The organism is Lysinibacillus sp. FSL M8-0134, assembly GCF_038069745.1.
In the GTDB taxonomy this organism is placed as follows: domain Bacteria; phylum Bacillota; class Bacilli; order Bacillales_A; family Planococcaceae; genus Lysinibacillus; species Lysinibacillus irui.
Map to the genome: position 1 here is coordinate 2050505 of NZ_JBBPAJ010000001.1, position 18902 is coordinate 2069406.

Here is an 18902-nt window from a genome sequence, read left to right on the forward strand (position 1 = left end):
GAGAATGATTCCTGGAGAAATCCGACCGAAAAACGGTGTCATTGAAATCAATGTGGGTAGAGCGACGAAAAAGGTATTGGTAGCCAATACAGGTGACCGACCTATACAAGTAGGTTCCCATTTTCATTTTATCGAGGTTAATAGATTTCTAGAGTTTAATCGGCAAGATGCTATTGGTATGCATCTCAATATTCCATCAGGGACAGCGGTGCGCTTTGAACCTGGTGAGGAAAAAGAGGTGGAGCTTGTCGAGTTTGGTGGCAAACAGCATGTCTTTGGTTTAAATAGGCTAACAGAGGGCTCTACCCACCATAAGGAAGAAATTTTAGATAAGGCAATTGAAGGTGGCTTTAAAGGAGCGGAAGAAAAATGAAGGTAACACATGAAGCTTACGCGAAAATGTTTGGTCCCACTGTCGGAGATAAAGTTCGTTTAGCAGATACAGACCTGTGGATTGAAATTGAGAAGGATTATACATCCTACGGGGACGAAGGGGTCTTCGGTGGTGGTAAATCATTACGTGTCTCGATGGGGCAAAATGGTAAAAATACACGTGATGAAGGTGTGCTTGATACCGTCATTACTAATGTCATCATTATAGATTATACAGGGATTGTCAAAGCAGATATCGGTATAAAGGATGGACGTATTATTGGTATTGGGAAAGCTGGTAATCCGAACAGCATGGACGGAGTCGATCAGGACATGATTATCGGCGTTGGTACAGAGGTTTATGCAGGTGAAGGGCTAATTGCTACGGCAGGAGCCATTGATACACATATCCATTTCATCAGCCCTGATCAGGTGGAGACGGCCCTACTAGCAGGGACAACAACTTTTATTGGTGGTGGAACAGGCCCAGCAGCTGGCTCGAAGGCGACGAGCTTAACAGCGGGTGAATGGCATTTGCATCGCATGTTGCAAGCAGTTGAGGGCTTCCCAATAAATGTTGGCTTACTTGGAAAGGGAAGTGCATCTGAGCCAGCACCCATCATAGAACAAGTCCGTGCAGGTGCGATTGGTTTGAAAATTCATGAGGACTGGGGCGCAACACCAGCAGCGCTAGATCAAAGTTTATCTGTTGCAGATGACTATGATATTCAGGTTGCTCTTCATTCGGATACATTGAATGAAGCGGGTTTTGTGGAAGATACAATTAATGCGATTGATGGGCGAGTCATTCATATTTTCCATACGGAGGGGGCAGGTGGAGGACATGCGCCAGACCAGCTTGTCATGGCATCATTACCCAATATTTTGCCAGCATCTACAAATCCAACAAAACCGTTTACAACGAACACTATAGATGAGCATTTAGATATGCTAATGGTCTGCCACCATTTAAAGCATGATGTACCAGAGGATGTGGCATTTGCGGATTCCCGCATTCGACCAGAAACGATTGCAGCGGAAGATATTATGCAAGATTTAGGGATTTTAAGTATTATGTCTTCGGACTCACAAGCGATGGGACGTGTTGGTGAGGTAACGCTACGAACGTTCCAAACAGCAGACAAAATGAAGAAGCAACGTGGTCCATTACCACAGGATGAAGGCAAGGATCATGATAATTATCGTGTTAAGCGCTATATGGCAAAGCTGAATATTAACCCGGCGATTGCCCACGGAATTAGCCATGAGGTAGGTTCGCTAGAGGAAGGGAAGCTAGCAGATATCGTCCTTTGGGAGCCAGCATTCTTTGGTGTTAAGGCAGAAGTAGTCATTAAGGCAGGGATTGCGGTCTATGGCATCACAGGTGATCCGAATGCGTCGATTCCTACGCCACAGCCAATGAAAGGACGTCAAACATTTGGCTTTTATGGTCAAGGTCCTCAAAATTGTGGCATGACATTTTTACCGAAAATCGCTGTGGAGGAAGGCCTACCTGAAAAATTAGGCTTAAAACGAATGATTGGTACGGTTTCGAATTGCCGAAATATTCGTAAAGCTGACATGAAGCTCAACAATGCAACACCACAGATTGATGTGAATCCAGAAACCTATGAAGTAAAAATTGATGGGGAACTAGCAACATGTGAGCCTGTGGATATATTACCAATGGCCCAACGATATTTCCTATTCTAAGCCATCAAAGTGAGAGGAACAGCTAAAAATAGAGGATGAGGTGCAGAACTTATGTTAATTGAAAAAGTAATAGGCAATATTGCTAATGAAGAAGAACATCAACAGAAAACAACAGAATGGATTGAGCTAGAGTGGGAGGAATTAAGCAAACGAATTCTTCGTACGACAACGGATCAAGGTACAGATATTGCTTTGCGTTTAGAGGGAGAAGAACCATTACAATATGGCGACTTATTATTTGAGGATGCCGAACGTCGTATTGCAATTCGCACGAAGCTGGAGCCCGTTATCGTTATTACCCCAAAAGACATGTACGAAATGGGGAAATCAGCATTTGAATTAGGGAATCGCCATACACCTTGCTTAATTGAAAACAATGAAATCATCGTACGAGCAGATCATACGATTAATCCATTACTAGATGAAATAGGGGTGCATTATGAAACTACTGAAAGACGTTTCAAGCAGCCATTTAAATACCGTGGACACTCTCACTAATTTATCCTTATTGCATTTATTGCAAATCCATGATTCTGCCTTTCCAATCGGTTCCTATACCCACTCTTATGGTATGGAAACGTATATTCAAGAGGATCGCATTCGCACGAAGGAACATTTAGTTGAATTTTGTCAGGTGTATCTAGAGCAAAATTTAGTGTATGGGGATGCCATCCTTATTCAGGAGGCGTTCCATGCAGCACAAGCCCGAAATGTTACACGCCTTATTGAACTGGATGAACTGTGTGGCGCTATGAAGCTAGCGAAGGAGTCAAGAGATGCTAGTGTCAATGTAGGGAAGCAATTTATGCGAACAGTAGCCCCACTTATGGATAGCCCTTTTTTATTGCAATGGAAGGATCACATTGATCAGGAAGTCGTGAAAGGTCATTATGCAGTTTTATATGGGATTTATTGTGAAGCACTAGGTGTTAACGTTTTTCATGCTGTCATGACCTTTATGTATGCAACAATTAGTGGCCTCGTTCAAAATGCCGTACGAGCAGTGCCGTTCGGTCAAAACACAGGTGTCCAAGCCCTACATAAGCTCCTTGCCTCGGTGGAGGAAGCTGCCAAAACGGTGAAGACGTTAACGCTAGATGACCTTGCCAATAATGCGCTAGGTATAGAACTAGCCTCCATGAAGCATGAGTTTTTATTTTCGAGATTATTTATTTCATAGAAAGCGAGAGGATAGATATGAAACCAGTACGCATTGGTATCGGAGGGCCTGTTGGGTCAGGCAAAACATCTTTAGTCGATCAATTAACACGTGTGATGCATGAGCACTACAATGTGGCAGTAATCACGAATGATATTTATACAAGAGAAGATGCCCAATATTTAATCACAAACGGTGTTTTAGCCGAAGAGCGAATTATTGGGGTGGAAACAGGTGGCTGTCCACATACAGCCATTCGTGAGGATGCATCGATGAATTTTGCCGCGATTGATGATTTGAATAAACGCTTTGCCGATTTAGATATTATTTTTATCGAAAGCGGTGGCGATAATTTATCGGCTACATTTAGTCCAGAGCTTGTTCATGGCTATATTTATGTCATTGATGTAGCAGAAGGACAGGATATTCCGCGCAAAGGTGGCCCAGCGTTAACACGTTCTGATTTATTACTAATCAATAAAACGTCATTGGCCCCTCATGTTGGTGTTGATTTAGAGCTGATGGATCAGGACGTGAAAAAAATGCGTGGTGGACGACCATATATTTTTGCAGATGTTCGCTCACAAACAAATGTTGATAAGGTGGTTGAATGGATTCAGCACCATATGCTCCTTGAAGGTGCCGAAGCAGTTGAAGAAAATGCTTAATCAAGGAAGGGTCAATCATTTCGGTAAGTTGGAGATGGCTTTTGAGCCTAGACGGGGTTTTACACGGCTTGTTCATGTGTATCAGCAGCCGCCATTAAAGGCAAGTCGAGAGCTGTATGAGGGCAATCATCCAACTGCCACCGTTTTTATTATGGAGTCCTCTGGTGGTATGGTCGCGGGAGACCGCAATGAAATTTCAGTAAAGCTTGCGCCAGACAGTCAGGTAAGGTTAAAGCAACAATCAGCATTAAAAATTTACCCTTCCCACACTGGCGAGTTTTGTACACAAGCCATCACAGTGGAACTCGATGAACGAGCGCGATTAGAATGGCTTCCTGAAGTGACCATTCCATTTGAACGAGCCAAATTTCAGGTAGATACAACGATTCATCTGAAAGAGAGCTCAACATTGATTTGGGGGGAGATTGTCGCCCCTGGAAGAGAAATGCGAGGAGAAATCTTTGATTATCAAGCATTCCAATCTAAGTACAAGCTCTATGTAGAGGATTCATTGATTGCTTTTGATTCCTTTCATTTCAAGCCACAGGACATGAATTTTTCAACGATTGGCTTGCTTGAAAAGGCGCTCTATATCGGCTCCTTATGGATTGTGGCGCCACAGGTTCAACATCTCAATATACGAGATTTACAGGATCGAATTCAATTGGAACCGTCCGTTCAGGCAAGTGTGACAAAACTAACCGATCAGGCCATTCATTGTAGATGGCTCGCCAAAGAGCAACGAACACTTCACAAAGAAATCAACAATATGTTTGAGTACATCTCAACATTGCTGTAATTTCTGTTGTGATAAAGGAGATAGTAAATGAAAAAGAGTTCCCTATTCATACTTTTGATGATAGTAGCAATAAGTCTTGTTGGCTGTGCCTCTAGTCAGGGGGAAGAGAAACAACCAGCTGCTGCATCATCGTCTCAGGCAAATGAGCTTATTTTTGCCTCGGAATCTGAGTTTGCGGGTTTGAATCCGCTGTTGGAGGAAACCAATCTAGATGCATTTTTATTTAGAGGTCTGATGCGCTTTGATGAGCATAATGTTCCGGTAAATGATATTGCTCAAAGCATTAAAATATCTGATGACCAGATGACTTATACAATTACCATTCAACAAGATGTGACGTTCCATGATGGGCAGGCATTAACAGTAGACGATATTATCTTTACCATTGACAGTATTTTAGATGATGAAAACGGCTCCTATTTAAAGTCTGATTTTAACCATGTAGCATCAATGAACAAGATCAATGACACAACAATGACCATTCAATTAGACGAGCCATTTACGCCGATGTTAGATAAATTAACGGTGCCAATTTTGCCAAAGCATGCCTTCGAAGGGCAAGAAATGCGAACGGCTTCGTTTAACCAACAACCAATTGGGGCTGGTCCGTACATGTTTGAGCAATGGGATAAAGGAACAAGCTTAACACTAAAAGCATACCCAGCCTTCTTTGGCACAAAGGCTTCAATTGAAAAAGTCATTTTTAAATTTATCCCTGATAGCAATGTGCGAGCTTTACAGCTAAAATCTGGTGAGGTAGATATTGCGCTTCTTGACCCGAATCAGGTGGAGGAGCTTTCAAAAGTAGAGCATTTAAAAATGTATGAAGTTGAATCAGCAGATTATCGCGGTCTCTTATTTAATATGAAGTTTCCTATTTGGCAAGATGTGACGATTCGTAAGGCCATTAGCTATGCAACTGATCGCGCTGGTATTGTAAAGGGCATTTTACATGGTTACGGTACGGAAGCATACTCACCATTACAAAAGCATGCCTTTGCCAATAGCACGATTGAACAGTATTCTTATGATGTCAAGAAAGCCAACGAGCTCCTAGAACAAGCGGGCTGGACATTAAAGGATGACGGTTTCCGCTATAAGGATGGTCAAAAATTAGCATTTACGATTACGGCTCCGATTACCGATACAGTTCGTGTCAATATGGCTAATTATGCAGCAGAAGGCTATAAAGCGGTGGGGGCAGATGTGAATGTAGCTGCCCTAGATTGGAACAATATTGTCATTGAAGATTCAGAAGCTTTTATGGTGGGCTGGGGTAGTCCATATGATGCAGATCATCATACGTATAGCTTATTCCACTCGGGTGAATCAAGCCACACAAGTGCTGGCTATAATTACGGCAGCTATGCCAATGCTAAAGTAGATGCTTTGCTAGAGGAAGGACGAACAACCGTTGATCCTGAAAAACGTAAGGAAGTCTATATGGCATTACAAGAGGAACTAGCACAAGATCCACCTTTCGCTTACTTTGCCTACGTGGATGCAGTATATGGCATCAATGAACAGATTCATGGTGTCAAAGAGCGGATTTTAGGTCACCACGGGGCTGGCTTCCTATGGAATGTCGAGGAGTGGAAATGGAATGATCGCTAAATGGATCGGGAAGCGAGTGATAATGGGGACAATGGTCCTCATTATCGTGAGCTTCCTCTCTTTTTTCATGATGCATGCCGCTCCTGGTAATCCAGCTGCAGCTTATTATGGTGGCAATGCGCAAACATTATCCGCAGCTGAGAAGGAGCGTATTGAAAAAGCCTTTGATCTCGATCAACCAGTACTGTATCAATACGGTTCTTGGCTTCGTGGCGTACTACAAGGCAATTTAGGATACTCGGCAAAAGAGGGCAGATCAGTCGCAACAATTTTACAGGAACGTTTACCGAATACACTACAGCTCGTTGTTTTGACTTTAGTTATGGTAACGATTGCGTCCATTTGGCTCGGCTTACGGGCAGGGATGCTGGAAGGTTCATTACTAGATAGAGGACTATCTATTGTCAGTATTGCAAGTTCAGCTATCCCACCATTTTGGCTCGGTATAGTATTTATCATGGTGTTTTCCGTACAGCTAGGCTGGTTTCCTTCATCGGGGATGAATGATGTACGGGGGAATGGAGGGATGGTGGATCGACTATACCATATGGTCCTTCCTTTAACAGTCCTTGTTCTGTCACATGTCGGGATATTCGCCCGCTTTTTACAGGAGAATGTGAAGGCTGAGAACCATAGCTATTATGTCCAAGTTGCACGTGCCAACGGAGTGCCAGAGCGTGAAATTCGTAAGATGATATTACGCAATGCCATGATTCCCTATATCAATTATGTCGGTGTTACCATTCCTTCATTTTTCGGAGGCTCCATTGTCGTTGAAACCTTATTTGGCTGGTCAGGCTTAGGACAGCTTTTGGTGAAATCAGTCATGGTTAAGGATTTTCCTGTACTTATGGGGGCTATTTTACTCATTGGCGTTGTGGTTGTTATGTGTTTAATTCTCATTGATATCCTAATGATTTGCCTGAATCCTAGGTTAAGAAGAGGGGGGCTTGTATGAGAAAAGAAAAACAGCGGAAGATACCCATCTTTTGGTTAGTGCTTCTTGCTTTCATTTTTGGCTTGACCCTTTTCTCCTCTATCCTCGCTCCTTTTGAACCAAATGCGATGGATATGAACCATATTTATGAGGCGCCTACTACGACACATTTCCTCGGAACAGATCAATTAGGCCGAGATGTCCTATCCCGCTTGCTTATTGGTGGGAGGGTGACTCTTTTCATCGCCATTGTTTCCGTTGTTCTAGCCAGTATAATTGGCATTATTTATGGAGGCATAAGTGGTTATTTTGGCGGGGCTATTGATGCCGTGATGATGCGTATATTAGAGGCATGCTTAACCATTCCTTCTTTAGTGATCGTCCTTGCCCTTCAAGCGATTATGCAGGGGAGCGTTTGGCGCATGGCGATTATTATGGGGGTTACGAGCTGGTTTGTCACAGCACGTATTGTGCGATCTGAATTTATCCGTTTAAAGGAAGCCGAATTTGTACAAATGGCTAAAATGTTCCGTACACCGTTGTGGAAAATTCTTTATAGCCATTTATTACGTAATAGTTTTCCCGCCATCTTTGTCGTAACGATTTTTAACTTTGCTGGCGCTATATTTACGGAGGTGTCTTTAAGCTTTTTAGGGATTGGGGTCCCACCAGCCATTCCGTCCTGGGGGACCATGCTCTATACGGCACAAAATGATTTACTAGTTGGTGCTTGGTGGATGGGGCTGTTTCCAGGACTATTAATCTTTATAACTATTTTATGTGTACAAGCAATAGGAAGTACGTTCAAGAAGGGAGGGGAGCGGACACATGTTTAAGATGTACAATGTAGCGGTACGAATGAATGAAAAAACAATTCTCAAAGATCTGTCATTCATTGTGCCGAAAGGGCAGATTACCGTGATGATTGGTGAAAGTGGTAGTGGGAAAAGCACGACTATTTCAGCCTTGCTTGGCATGCTTCCTGCTCATGCAACAGTGGAAGGGTCAATTTATTTTAATGGTCAAAATATAATGGAGCTATCGAAACAGGAGCAACTGGCACTACGTCAAAAACATTTCTTTACGATTTTCCAGGATGCCATCAATAGTTTTTCACCGACTATAAAGATAAAGCAACAAATGTATGCGTTAAGTGCTTTACGGAAGGGTCATAAGAAGAAGGATTTTTTAGCTACCATCCAAGTCATGTTAAAGGACTTTCATTTACCAGAAAATGTGTTAGATTGCTATCCCTTTGAGCTTTCAGGGGGAATGCTCCAACGCTGTATGCTCGCCTGTGCCTTATACAATGAGCCAGACATCTTAATAGCGGATGAACCAACTTCCGCCTTAGATATGCTCCATCAGCAGGAATTTATTCAACTATTGAAAAAGCTTCATACCCGACTAGGAACGACAATACTATTGATTACCCATGATTTAGGTGTTGCTGCTGCCATCGCTGATTTTATTCTTGTAATGAAAAATGGAGAAATGGTGGAGCGAGGGCATGTGAAAGACATCTTTGAACAGCCGAAGCATCCATATACGAAGCAGCTTGTGGCTAATCATTTTTAGGAGGCGTAAATTTTGTTGCTGCAGGTTGACCATGTTTTTAAAAGCTATCGAAGAGGACAGCAAGTATTAAAAGATATTAACCTTACTGTAGGAAATGGTGAATTAGTAGGTTTAGTGGGGGAAAGTGGCAGCGGCAAAAGTACATTGGCTAAAGTAATCATGCAGCTAGAAAAGCCGAACAAAGGAACAGTGCTCTTTCAAAACCAAGCTATTACCAAACATAATCGCACCTTTTTTTATGAAAGATGCCAGCTCATTTTTCAAAATGCTACAGCGGCCTTAAACCCAACGTGGACGGTAAGGGAACTATTAAGAGAGCCATTACAGCATCAATTATCAGTAAATGATACGTATTTACAGACCATGCTAGAGAAAGTTAAGCTACCAGCAGATATCTTACATGCCTTACCTACAGAGCTAAGTGGTGGTGAAAGACAACGTGTCAATTTACTAAGATCCATTTTAATTGAGCCGCAATTAATAGTCTGTGATGAAATTGTTTCGAGTCTAGATCGTTTAATACAACGGGAAATAATCGATTTATTAGTCACACTCAATAAAGAAAGAGACATGGCGATATTGTTTATTTCGCATGATCTAAAGGCCGTTTCTTATTTATGCGACCGCATTTATGTCATGAAGGCGGGAGAAATTGTGGACGAGAGCTACAAGAAACAAAATCGCTTTGCTTTCACAGACAGCTATGCCCAGAGGCTGTTTCAGGCGATCCATCATACATAAGCATTTTCCTGTAATTTCTTATGTAAGAAAAAGACTGGGAGCACGTAGATGGAGATAAAATGTAATAGGATTTAAGAGAAGAAATGACTATATATGCCATTCAAAGGGCGTTCGAGCAAGGGGGTTAACAGCCAAAGAACTAGTCATGTATTCCTAGCCAGCTTCGATCAAAAAGGACCGTATAGGCTTCCACAATAAGTACCAAAGCAGGCGATCCAACAATTGCTGTCCCAGTAGGTAATATGGCAAGTAGGAGACCCTGTGGTATTGCATTTCCTGCTACTGCATTTAGTGAAGTCACTTTAATTAAGCTAGCCTATTCTTTTGAACAAGCAATAAAATGGCAAAAGGCTCCTCAATAGCACTAAATAATCGTTAGGGTTCTACATATTAGACCAATCTACTATGTAGAACCCTTTCTTCTTTTATTCGTTAGATTGCAATAGTTTAAAAGAGCTTCGCTAGTTAGAGAAAAAGTATGGACATTAGAGGTAGTAACACCTGACGGAAAAGTGGTACACTAAGGATAATACATATATTGGTAACAAAAACCTGTATGCTTCTTTAAAATATAACATTCATTATTGAGAGGTGTAAGAATGAACTTGAAATTTATCCTCATATTATTTACTTTTACATTGTTCCTAGCTTTTGGTTTCACAGCACACGCAGAAAATCTTTATGACTATTATGAAGATGTATCTGAAAATGACTTGAAAAATAGTATGATTCTTTCTCCTGAAAGCTCCATGGCATTTATTAATGGGCAGAAAGTATCTGCTGTTCAGCCGATTGTTAAAGATGGAAGAACATTAGTACCCCTTCGTTTTATTTCTGAAGGATTTGGTGCAAAGGTAGATTTTAATACAAAAAAACAGTCCATTACCATTACATACGCTACTAAAACCATTTCCCTAAAAATAGGAGATAATAATATTTCAATAAACGGTAAATCGAGCGAAATGGATGTGGCAGCAAGCATATACAACAGTTCAACGTATATTCCTTTAAGGTATATTGGTGAAGCATTTAATAAAAAAGTCATCTATTTAAAAAATGCAGAGATTCAACCATATCGTTTGATTATAATTAGGGACGTTCATGCCACAGCAATTGAAAACCTTAATCTTATCCATATTTTTAAATTACTCTATCAAGGAAAATCCATTGTCTACAGTGATCGATATATGGCAGTCATTAAAGAAAACGGTCACTTAGTATTTAGCAACACCTTTAGTGATTTCGAGCCCTTTGTTTATCAGGAATTAATTGAGGATAAAAACTCGGTTCGATATGGGGATATATGGTTTAATACGGACATGGGCCATTTTTATTTGAATTATTCCTATAACACAACGCAGGAATTTATTTTATATCGTGTGGATGGCGAAGCAATTACAAGAGTTGCGATTGAGAAAGCACCAATAAAGTCGGTAAAAACATATCAAAACAATGTCTTTTACTTGACAAGATATGAGCGTGGAATACTCAATGCTGAGGATACAAGCAATTTAAAATCTGCAACATTTACCAATGGACAATGGTTTTCCGATTATTTAGGTAAGCCTGGATTTTATTATGGCTTTGACACATTAGGTAATGTCTATGATTGGACAATTAATGGGAACGGGATCACTACATTTGGCTTTCAACGCTCCGGTGATTTAAGCTCTGATGAAAGAAAAAAAACGTTCGGACATTATAGAATCGAGCTGAAGGGGAATCACCATGAGCTGATATCGCCATGAGTAAAAAGGGCCCTTTAGTCTAAATTAAACCATCATTTCTTGTCGTAGCCCTAAATAAACGGAAGTGTTTTTTTATAGCTGAACAAGGGCTATGAGTGCCTCGATATAATCCTTTGAGATTGTGTAGATCGTATGTGTGTCTTTCGTATTCATGAGCACACTGCTTTGTCCATTCTCACCTAGCCAAAGATGATAGCCATATTTGTTGCCAGCAGTATCCACTACTTGCAAATCATATTCAGGTGAAGCCATATCCACAACGCCTTCGTTTTTGACGGCTGTAGAAATGGCATGTTGGAATAAATCAAGTGATTCCTCATCCTCATATATAACCATAAAATCAGTATTTATTTGACCAAATTCAGCTCCAATTGAGAGGCTGACCTTAGTTAACTCGCCACCTGGTAGCCTCTCTTCATTACAGCCAAAGAGGAAAACGGCGAAAAAAGCAATCATCATTACACGCAACTCCTCACCTCCTATAAACTAAATAATACCATCATTTCTTGTCGTAGCCCTTGTATCTTTGTAATACATTAAATAAACGGAAGTGAGAGGGGAAGATCATGGGATTATTTGATGGGTTAATCGGCAATGCAAGTGAGGTCGATTTAGATAAATTACAGCAGGAAGTAAAGGATTTATTAATTCCACATGAAACAATCAAAAATGCCTATAAAATTATAAGAGATACGTTTATTTTTACCGATAAACGATTAATCCTCATTGATAAGCAGGGGGTGACGGGTAAAAAAACCGAGTACCATTCCATTCCCTATAAAAATATTGTGCATTTTTCAGTGGAAACAGCCGGCACATTTGATTTAGATGCAGAGCTCAAAATATGGGTATCAGGCAGTTCGTTACCGATTCAAAAAAACTTCAACAAGGCGACAAATATTTATAAAGTACAAAGTGTCTTAGCTCAGTATGTTCTAGGAACCTAATGTATGGTATAATAAGAGTAACATTTACAAAACACATCGTCTAAAGCCCGCATGTATGCGAGGCTTTTTTTGTTGTGCAATGAAAGGGGAATGAAGATGGAAAACTTACCATGTGAAGGGTGTAAGGGGTTATGCTGTGGTCCAGTTCCAATCACAGAGAAGGAATTAAAGAACATAAAAAAGAAGCTCAAATCGATGCCTAGCAAAATGCGTTTAGAGCTTAAAAACCAACAACGATTTGTGGGTACATGTATTTTTTACGATATACAAAAGGATCGATGTGGCATCCATGCCGTACGACCTGAAATTTGTAGAATGTTTGGCTATTACAAGGAGCTAGTTTGTTTTCGAAAACCAGCAGTCGCAACTAAAACGATTGATACTTCAACAATAGCAAATCATATCGGTATCTTATCGTTAGATTATACGTGGAAGGATTTTGAGTAGTTATCAATTTATAAGAGATACTAGGCGGGTAAACGCCTAGTCTTCTAATAATACGAACGTACTGGTGAAATAAGGTGAAGGGAAGAGGAATGATCAACCGGTTCAATGAAGATGGGTCTCATTGTACCACCAAAACTTACTTTAATCTCTTCATCTTTTATTACCTTTAAAGCATCCATTAAAAAACTGCCATCCAATGAAATACGTAGGTCACGATCACCGTTAATCGCTTTGATAGGTTGGGTTTCTTCTATTTTTCCTATTTCGGAGGAGTTGGAGGAAATTTTTATTTTACTCCCATCGATAATTTCTAAATTGACATTGTTATTTTTTCATTCGTTTGCAAAAAGGCAAGCTCTATCAATACCCTTTAATAGTTGTTTCCTGTTAAGCGTAATGATTGTCTTCGAATGATTTGGTAAGAGTTCAAAAACATTGGGATAAGTTCCAGCTATTAATCTTGTATAAAGTAAGGTAGTAGTAGATTTAAATATCATATAGTTGTCTATTACAAATAATTGTATTACACCCGATTCGTTATTTATGAGTTTCATCAGCTCACTTAGGCTTGTTCCTGGAACGGTAAATGAGCCATTTATGCTTGATTCTATTACATATTTTCTTAAAGCTAATCGTTGGGAATTCGTTGCAACACACGTCAATTGATTCTCTTTGAATATCATATTTACTCCTGTCAAAACAGGTCTCGACTCACTTTTTGCGACTGCAAACACAGTTTGTTCAATAATTTCCATTAGTACTACACTAGGGATTTCAATATAGTCGGTTTCATCAAATAGAGGAAGACTTGGGTACTCTTCAGAATAAAAGCCATTTAAATTTGTTATAATTTCGCCAGATTGAATAGTTACGAATTGTTTTTCATTCACGTTGATATGTATTTTATTAGGCAATTTCTTAACAAGCCCACTTAAAAATTTAGCAGAAATCACAACACTACCAGGTTGATAAATCTCCAGTACTTTTACTCCGTCAATCGTTAGAGGAATCACTCTCTCAATGATCATATCAGAATTGTTTCCGACGAGTACTAAACAATGATCATAAGCGATTATCTTAATACCTGCCAGAATGGGGAACGGTGTCTTTAAAGACACAGCTTTAGTAACGTCCGAAATAGCTTTGTTAAAACATTCATGATCTATGATAAATTCCATACACGAACACCTCATTATAATTGTCTATGAAACTATTTCGACAAAAAACAAGAATATCCTATCACAATCAATAAGGGATTTTTCCGAATAATGGATGATTTCTGACTAAACTATGGTAAAATAAACCATAATAGTAAACAAAGATAATTCCTTTGATTGGAGGTTAACCAGATGGATGAAAAGAGGAAGCGCAAATTGCAGGTCATTGGTATAGTTTTAATGATAGTCCTATTAGCTGCGGCGTTTCTGTTATTTTTCTTAGGTCATTATATGGTGGCGTTTGCCTTATTCGGAATTTTTATGCTCGTTCTGAATTTTGTTAGCAATTGGAAGGGACTTGATAATGCAGATTACGTTTATAGAAAAGTTCATAAGCATAATGAGAAGTGGTAATGGGGTACGCAAAACTTTGGTAAGTTGAATAAGAAGCTATTACATAAAACCGCTAGAGGATATGACCGTCTCTAGCGGTTTCCAGTTTCATCGAGATTAGTAACTCATTACATAAAAAAGCATCACCAAGGAGGAGGAGTCAATTGGAGTTATTATCATGAGGGAACTATATGGCTTTGGGTACGATGCTTACTTTATTACTAGATATAATGGTAGATGGATACCGTTTGGAATTAAAGAAGGTTGTAAATAAATGTACTTTAATGGGTTCGATTGTTTAATTATGCGCTAACGACGATGCAAGTAGAAGGGCTTTGAATATTGTTGTGATTGGCAGCAAAGCATTGGGGGAGTAGTATGTTTATAATTAGAACAGTTATTTTATGGATTATTATATCAACTATGATAAATGCATATTTAATGACATTTCCTGTTCCTGTTTTACGAAAAAGAGGATACCCGGCTAACTATCTAATTAAACGAAATAATAGAATCGACATACAAAATAACAGGGAATGTGCAGGATTTTCAACAGCGTATGTGTTGCGACATTTTGGAATAGAGGCCGATGGTGAAGCATTATATTCTAGTTTCCCTAGTAAAATGAGGTCAGGTAATGTGTATCCAAAGGGCATCCGGACGGTGTTAAGGAAAAAGGGATTGAAAACAAGCTATTTTAAAGGAACAATAGATACATTAAAGTATGAAGTAAGTAAAGGAACACCCGTAATTGTTTTCATTAAAGTACATAAGGATTTTAATAATTTGCATTTTGTCCCTGTTGTAGGATATGACGAGCAGTTTGTCTATCTTTCAGAATCATTAAGGCAACTGGTGAATTGTAATGATGCTAACAATAGCTATAATCGTAAAGTTACTATTAAGGAATTTAAAAAATTGTGGAATGTAAAAAATATTACTATGCCTCTTTATAGCAATACTTATATAACAGCAGAACCTTTATCTTAACACACCGGTGCGATTAGGGTTACAGGTATGTGAAATAGAGGTTTTGTAAGTAAATGATAGTTTGTAAAATGTTGTGAAAATTGACTTTTAATTCACAAAGATTTACAATTGAGTTTAATAATTTATAAGGGATAAGGGTAATACTAAATTCCTTATCAACTAAATAGCGTGTAGTAATAGGTGTAAATTGCGTGCAATTTGCTTAAAAGGGAAGTCGGTGAGAATCCGACACTGTCCCGCAACTGTAAATGTGAGCGACTTTTCAGCATCCACTGTCTTTGGACGGGAAGGAGAAAAGAAGCGATGATCATGAGTCAGGATACCTGCCTGTTACGAGTACACACCATAAACCTACGAGGAATAGGAGGTGGCATGTTGACAAAACAGAATGCTCTGTTCGTCACAGTACGTCAAACGCCCAAAGTTCATGAAGGGGTTCATCATCGGGCTCATTCACATTTACTTCGGGTTTGTTTGGCATTGTGTGATGAAGAAAGTTAATGTAAAGGATTTCCTCAAAGAATAGGAAGTCCTTTTTTGTTTTGAAAAAATGTACGCAAAGGGGATGCACGTATGATGTATGTAGAAATGAACATTTGTAAGCAACCACGCACAGAAACAGCCAAGAAAGCGAAAACGAGAATGGCGGTTGAATCACTGATCGATCAATTATTAGCAACGAAGCTCATTCGCAATGATCGTTTCTTTGAGCAAATTTTATATAATAAAGATATTATTTGGATCCAAAATGGGGAGGTCAATGGTCATCTTTTTGCGAAGGCATCGGTAACTGATCAACTGAAAACGAAGACCAATAGCTTTATGATGTATATGCCGTCCAATCCAATTGTCTATGAGGTGAATGGGGAGCCGTACCATTTCATAACACGTATTGATTCAACACGGGCAAAGCCTAATCTTGAACGGCTGACATTCGAGCCAAAGCCTATTTTAAGTGCTGCACGAGTGAATGATTTACTATGCTCGATTGTGATGCGTTTTTATGAAACATATATAGAGGATTTAGCACCACAGCACGACAAACTCATCGCATTTGTACAGCAGGAATATGCCCAGTTTATTGGAGCGGTACAAGAATTAAATAATGATCATTTCAACTGGCATCCGCGCGGTAACGGCCATGAGCTTTTGCTGAAATTAATTGATCATTTACAACTTATCAAAAGTCATCCAGGCAAAGTGTTAATTGATTTCACAAACTCGCATGACTATGTAATCGTCCAACCAGCATATTTCGTGCACAAGCCAACAAAAAAAGCAGTCGGTGCCCTATAAATATAAGCCCTCCAACCAACGGAGGGCTTATTTTAATTAAAGAATATCGCTGCTTGAGTGAAGACCCGCGAAAGGAGAGGAAACACCCGCGTTTGAGCGAAGAATACCCGCGGAAGGAGAGGAAATACCCGCGCAAGAGCGAGGAATACACGCGAAAGAGGTAAACACCCGCACTAGAGCGAAGAATACCCGCGAAAGAGGTAAACACCCGCACTAGAGCGAGGAAAACCCGCGGAAGGAGAGCAAATACCCGCACTAGAGCGAAGAATACCCGCGAAAGGAGCAAACACCCGCGCTAGAGCTAGGAATACCCGCGGAAGGAAGAAGCCCTGCCGCTAAGAGCAAATCCCCACGCGAGCGGGCCATCCCAATCCCGATATTATTGGCAATGCATGGCGGCTTGTACTTCTTGCCAAGGGACGGTGTAGCCTTTGCCTTTCGCGCAAAAGATGCTAGAGGAACTATATTCAGGGTCGGCATTTTTATCGTAGCCAATTTGTGCAATGACTTCCTCGGGGTTATGGCACACATCATAGCCGTCAAACTGTAGTGTTAGTGCGCCCTTTCCATTTGTATAGGCAGCAAAGGTTGTACTATAGCTCATCAAAGTGGCAACGGGCGCACGTCCTGTTAGCACTACATCTGTTTCCGTCAAGATTGGGTCATCGAATGTACCCGCTGCTTGTTGAATGTCGGTCATCATGCGGCCAATAAAGTCATTAGAGGCTTTCATTTTAAAGCGATAGTATGGCTCCAGTAAGACATTCTGCGCTTGCTCAAGTCCTTGGCGTAACGCTCGGAAAGTAGCTTCTCGGAAATCACCGCCCGATGTGTGTTCATTGTGCCCGCGACCTGTCAACAGCGTAAAATGAACATCGGTTAGCGGGAAGCCTGTCAGTAGTCCATGATGCTCCCGTTCAAATAAGTGCTTTTCAACAAGTCGTTGGTTACCTACTGATAAATCATCCGCATGACAGGCATTGCTAAAAGTTATGCCTGTTCCACGTGGATTTGGTTCCATTAATACATGCACTTCCGCATAATGCTTGAGTGGCTCAAAATGGCCATAGCCTGTAACCGTTGTCGCAATTGTCTCCATGTATAAAATTTGTGGCTCTCCGAAAGAAACGACTAATGAAAAACGCTTCTGTAATACCTCAACGAGTACCTCTAGCTGAATAACGCCCATTATATGCACGTGGATTTCCTGGAATTTTTCCTGCCAGAGAACACGTAATGAAGGCTCTTCCGCTTCTAACAAACGAAAAATTTGTAGCACTTCTTTAATATGTTGGTCGCCTTCATATTGTACCTTTGCCTGTAAGGTTGGGACGAGCTCGTACGGCTGCGATTGTGTAGTACTGCCAATGCGGTCTCCAATAGTTGCCTGACTTAACCCTTTAACAGCAAATATCTCACCCGCTTCAACATGTTGAACGGTTTCAAAGCGATTGCCATTATAAAGGCGAATTTCTGTGATTTTTTCTGTTGTCTCGCCAAAGGTAAATTCATCCCGCACATGTAAGGACCCCTGCATGGCCTTCATAAAGGTTAAACGCTGGTGGCCGTCGTGTCGTATTTTAAAAACCTCTCCCTGAAACGGTGCATCCTGTTCAAAATGAGTATCGGTTAATAGAGGAAGCTGGGCAATAAATTCCTGAATGCCCTCATCCTTTAAGGCCGAGCCTGTAAAGCAAGGGAAAGCACATTCACTTGTAATCATGTCCTTTAGCTGTGCTAGACATTGTTCATGTTCCAACGATTCATTCAAAAAGGCATCGAGTAATTCTTCATCTCGCTCTGCCAGCCATTCCATCATACTACTAGAAAGATAATCTGCTCGAAGCGGTTCATCGATCAACAAGACATCTGGTGAGCAATCTTTACGTAGCTGCTTCATGACTGCCTCTACGTTGGCCCCTTCACGATCGATTTTATTGATAAAAAAGAAGGTTGGGACATGATATTTACGTAACAGCTGCCATACTGTTTCTGTATGACCTTGCACGCCCTCCACTGCACTGATAATAATAATGGCGTAATCCATGACTCGAATGGAACGCTCCATTTCAGGGGAGAAATCGACATGCCCTGGTGTATCAATTAACGTGTATGTATCATCGCCGATGTTCATGCGACCTTGCTCGGCAAATATGGTGATGCCACGCTTGCGCTCTAATTCATGATTATCGAGAAAGGTATCCTGGTGATCGACACGGCCTCGGGCTTGAATACTATTTGTATGAAAAAGTACTTGCTCAGAAAATGTTGTTTTCCCTGCATCGACATGGGCAAGTACACCAATTGTTTTGTACATAACCAATCCTCGTTTCTATCCATTGC

The 18902-nt window shown here is 40.5% G+C and carries 21 protein-coding genes, 2 pseudogenes and 1 riboswitch; of the genes and pseudogenes, 19 read left to right on the top strand and 4 right to left on the bottom strand.

The features are described 5' to 3' along the window. The first annotated feature begins 4 nt into the window (after positions 1-4). The 13 genes and pseudogenes from MKY49_RS10345 (at position 5) to MKY49_RS10405 (ending at position 11329) form a co-directional block, all read left to right on the top strand. Positions 5-373 carry an urease subunit beta gene (locus MKY49_RS10345; RefSeq protein WP_274797045.1) on the top strand — a complete coding sequence of 123 codons (369 nt, stop codon included), beginning with the start codon at positions 5-7 and terminating at the stop codon, positions 371-373. Continuing rightward, positions 370-2085, top strand: coding sequence for an urease subunit alpha (gene ureC, locus MKY49_RS10350; protein WP_274797046.1), 1716 nt, complete (start codon positions 370-372; stop codon positions 2083-2085). The genes MKY49_RS10345 and ureC overlap by 4 nt, the downstream gene beginning before the upstream one ends. A 51-nt stretch (positions 2086-2136) precedes the next feature. Then, entirely contained in the window at positions 2137-2583 is a 447-nt protein-coding gene (locus MKY49_RS10355; protein ID WP_274797047.1) for an urease accessory protein UreE, read from the top strand. After that, a complete protein-coding gene (locus tag MKY49_RS10360; RefSeq protein ID WP_274797048.1) occupies positions 2525-3265 on the top strand; it encodes an urease accessory protein UreF in 741 nt (246 codons plus the stop codon). The genes MKY49_RS10355 and MKY49_RS10360 overlap by 59 nt, the downstream gene beginning before the upstream one ends. Before the next feature lie 17 nt (positions 3266-3282). Beyond that, a complete protein-coding gene (ureG, locus tag MKY49_RS10365) occupies positions 3283-3912 on the top strand; it encodes an urease accessory protein UreG (RefSeq protein ID WP_341386153.1) in 630 nt (209 codons plus the stop codon). Further along, a complete protein-coding gene (locus tag MKY49_RS10370; protein WP_274797317.1) occupies positions 3905-4711 on the top strand; it encodes an urease accessory protein UreD in 807 nt (268 codons plus the stop codon). The genes ureG and MKY49_RS10370 overlap by 8 nt, the downstream gene beginning before the upstream one ends. Positions 4712-4738: 27 nt before the next feature. After that, positions 4739-6325 (top strand): ABC transporter substrate-binding protein, encoded by a 1587-nt coding sequence (locus tag MKY49_RS10375; protein WP_322610907.1) that lies wholly within the window; start codon positions 4739-4741, stop codon positions 6323-6325. Next, on the top strand, positions 6315-7283 hold the full coding sequence (locus MKY49_RS10380) for an ABC transporter permease (RefSeq protein WP_341386154.1): 969 nt from the start codon (positions 6315-6317) through the stop codon (positions 7281-7283). Before MKY49_RS10375 ends, MKY49_RS10380 begins: the two co-directional genes overlap by 11 nt. After that, on the top strand, positions 7280-8098 hold the full coding sequence (locus tag MKY49_RS10385; RefSeq protein WP_341386155.1) for an ABC transporter permease: 819 nt from the start codon (positions 7280-7282) through the stop codon (positions 8096-8098). The genes MKY49_RS10380 and MKY49_RS10385 overlap by 4 nt, the downstream gene beginning before the upstream one ends. Continuing rightward, positions 8091-8840 carry an ABC transporter ATP-binding protein gene (locus tag MKY49_RS10390; RefSeq protein WP_322605024.1) on the top strand — a complete coding sequence of 250 codons (750 nt, stop codon included), beginning with the start codon at positions 8091-8093 and terminating at the stop codon, positions 8838-8840. Before MKY49_RS10385 ends, MKY49_RS10390 begins: the two co-directional genes overlap by 8 nt. Positions 8841-8852: 12 nt before the next feature. Further along, entirely contained in the window at positions 8853-9581 is a 729-nt protein-coding gene (locus MKY49_RS10395; protein WP_341386156.1) for an ABC transporter ATP-binding protein, read from the top strand. Positions 9582-9769: 188 nt separating this feature from the next. Further along, positions 9770-9943: pseudogene (locus MKY49_RS10400) on the top strand (amidase); the annotation flags it as partial. Between the two features lie 237 nt (positions 9944-10180). Then, positions 10181-11329: a copper amine oxidase N-terminal domain-containing protein gene (locus MKY49_RS10405; RefSeq protein WP_341386157.1), complete on the top strand. Its 1149-nt coding sequence runs from the start codon at positions 10181-10183 to the stop codon at positions 11327-11329. Positions 11330-11401: 72 nt separating this feature from the next. On the opposite strand, the gene MKY49_RS10410 is transcribed toward MKY49_RS10405, so the two are convergent. Beyond that, entirely contained in the window at positions 11402-11788 is a 387-nt protein-coding gene (locus MKY49_RS10410; RefSeq protein WP_341386923.1) for a hypothetical protein, read from the bottom strand. A gap of 107 nt (positions 11789-11895) precedes the next feature. On the opposite strand from MKY49_RS10410, the gene MKY49_RS10415 reads away from it, so the two are divergent. Together MKY49_RS10415 and MKY49_RS10420 are read left to right on the top strand one after the other, a co-directional pair. After that, complete coding sequence (locus MKY49_RS10415) at positions 11896-12276, top strand: PH domain-containing protein (protein ID WP_312506847.1); 381 nt, start codon at positions 11896-11898, stop codon at positions 12274-12276. A gap of 96 nt (positions 12277-12372) precedes the next feature. After that, complete coding sequence (locus MKY49_RS10420) at positions 12373-12723, top strand: YkgJ family cysteine cluster protein (protein WP_341386158.1); 351 nt, start codon at positions 12373-12375, stop codon at positions 12721-12723. 44 nt (positions 12724-12767) lie between these two features. Here MKY49_RS10420 and MKY49_RS10425 read toward each other — a convergent pair. Together MKY49_RS10425 and dnaN are read right to left on the bottom strand one after the other, a co-directional pair. Continuing rightward, positions 12768-13043, bottom strand: a pseudogene (locus MKY49_RS10425) (DNA polymerase III subunit beta); the annotation flags it as partial. A gap of 12 nt (positions 13044-13055) precedes the next feature. Beyond that, on the bottom strand, positions 13056-13901 hold the full coding sequence (gene dnaN, locus MKY49_RS10430; RefSeq protein WP_341386159.1) for a DNA polymerase III subunit beta: 846 nt from the start codon (positions 13899-13901) through the stop codon (positions 13056-13058). A gap of 171 nt (positions 13902-14072) precedes the next feature. Here dnaN and MKY49_RS10435 point away from each other — a divergent pair, with 171 nt between their 5' ends. The 4 genes from MKY49_RS10435 to MKY49_RS10450 all read left to right on the top strand — a co-directional run bounded on the left by MKY49_RS10435 (position 14073) and on the right by MKY49_RS10450 (position 16559). Continuing rightward, positions 14073-14294, top strand: a complete 222-nt coding sequence (locus MKY49_RS10435) for a hypothetical protein (protein WP_341386160.1) — start codon at positions 14073-14075, stop codon at positions 14292-14294. Positions 14295-14651: 357 nt separating this feature from the next. Continuing rightward, the gene (locus MKY49_RS10440) at positions 14652-15263 is read left to right on the top strand and encodes a C39 family peptidase (protein WP_341386161.1); all 612 of its coding nucleotides are present in this window, start codon (positions 14652-14654) and stop codon (positions 15261-15263) included. 161 nt (positions 15264-15424) lie between these two features. Continuing rightward, positions 15425-15608: riboswitch (cobalamin riboswitch) on the top strand. A 30-nt stretch (positions 15609-15638) separates the two neighbouring features. Further along, positions 15639-15764: a hypothetical protein gene (locus MKY49_RS10445; RefSeq protein ID WP_312506848.1), complete on the top strand. Its 126-nt coding sequence runs from the start codon at positions 15639-15641 to the stop codon at positions 15762-15764. 72 nt (positions 15765-15836) lie between these two features. Next, positions 15837-16559, top strand: coding sequence for a hypothetical protein (locus MKY49_RS10450; RefSeq protein WP_341386162.1), 723 nt, complete (start codon positions 15837-15839; stop codon positions 16557-16559). 379 nt (positions 16560-16938) lie between these two features. Here the strand turns inward: MKY49_RS10450 and MKY49_RS10455 are convergent, their stop codons facing one another. Further along, complete coding sequence (locus MKY49_RS10455) at positions 16939-18876, bottom strand: translation factor GTPase family protein (RefSeq protein ID WP_341386163.1); 1938 nt, start codon at positions 18874-18876, stop codon at positions 16939-16941. Between the last annotated feature and the right edge of the window lie 26 nt (positions 18877-18902).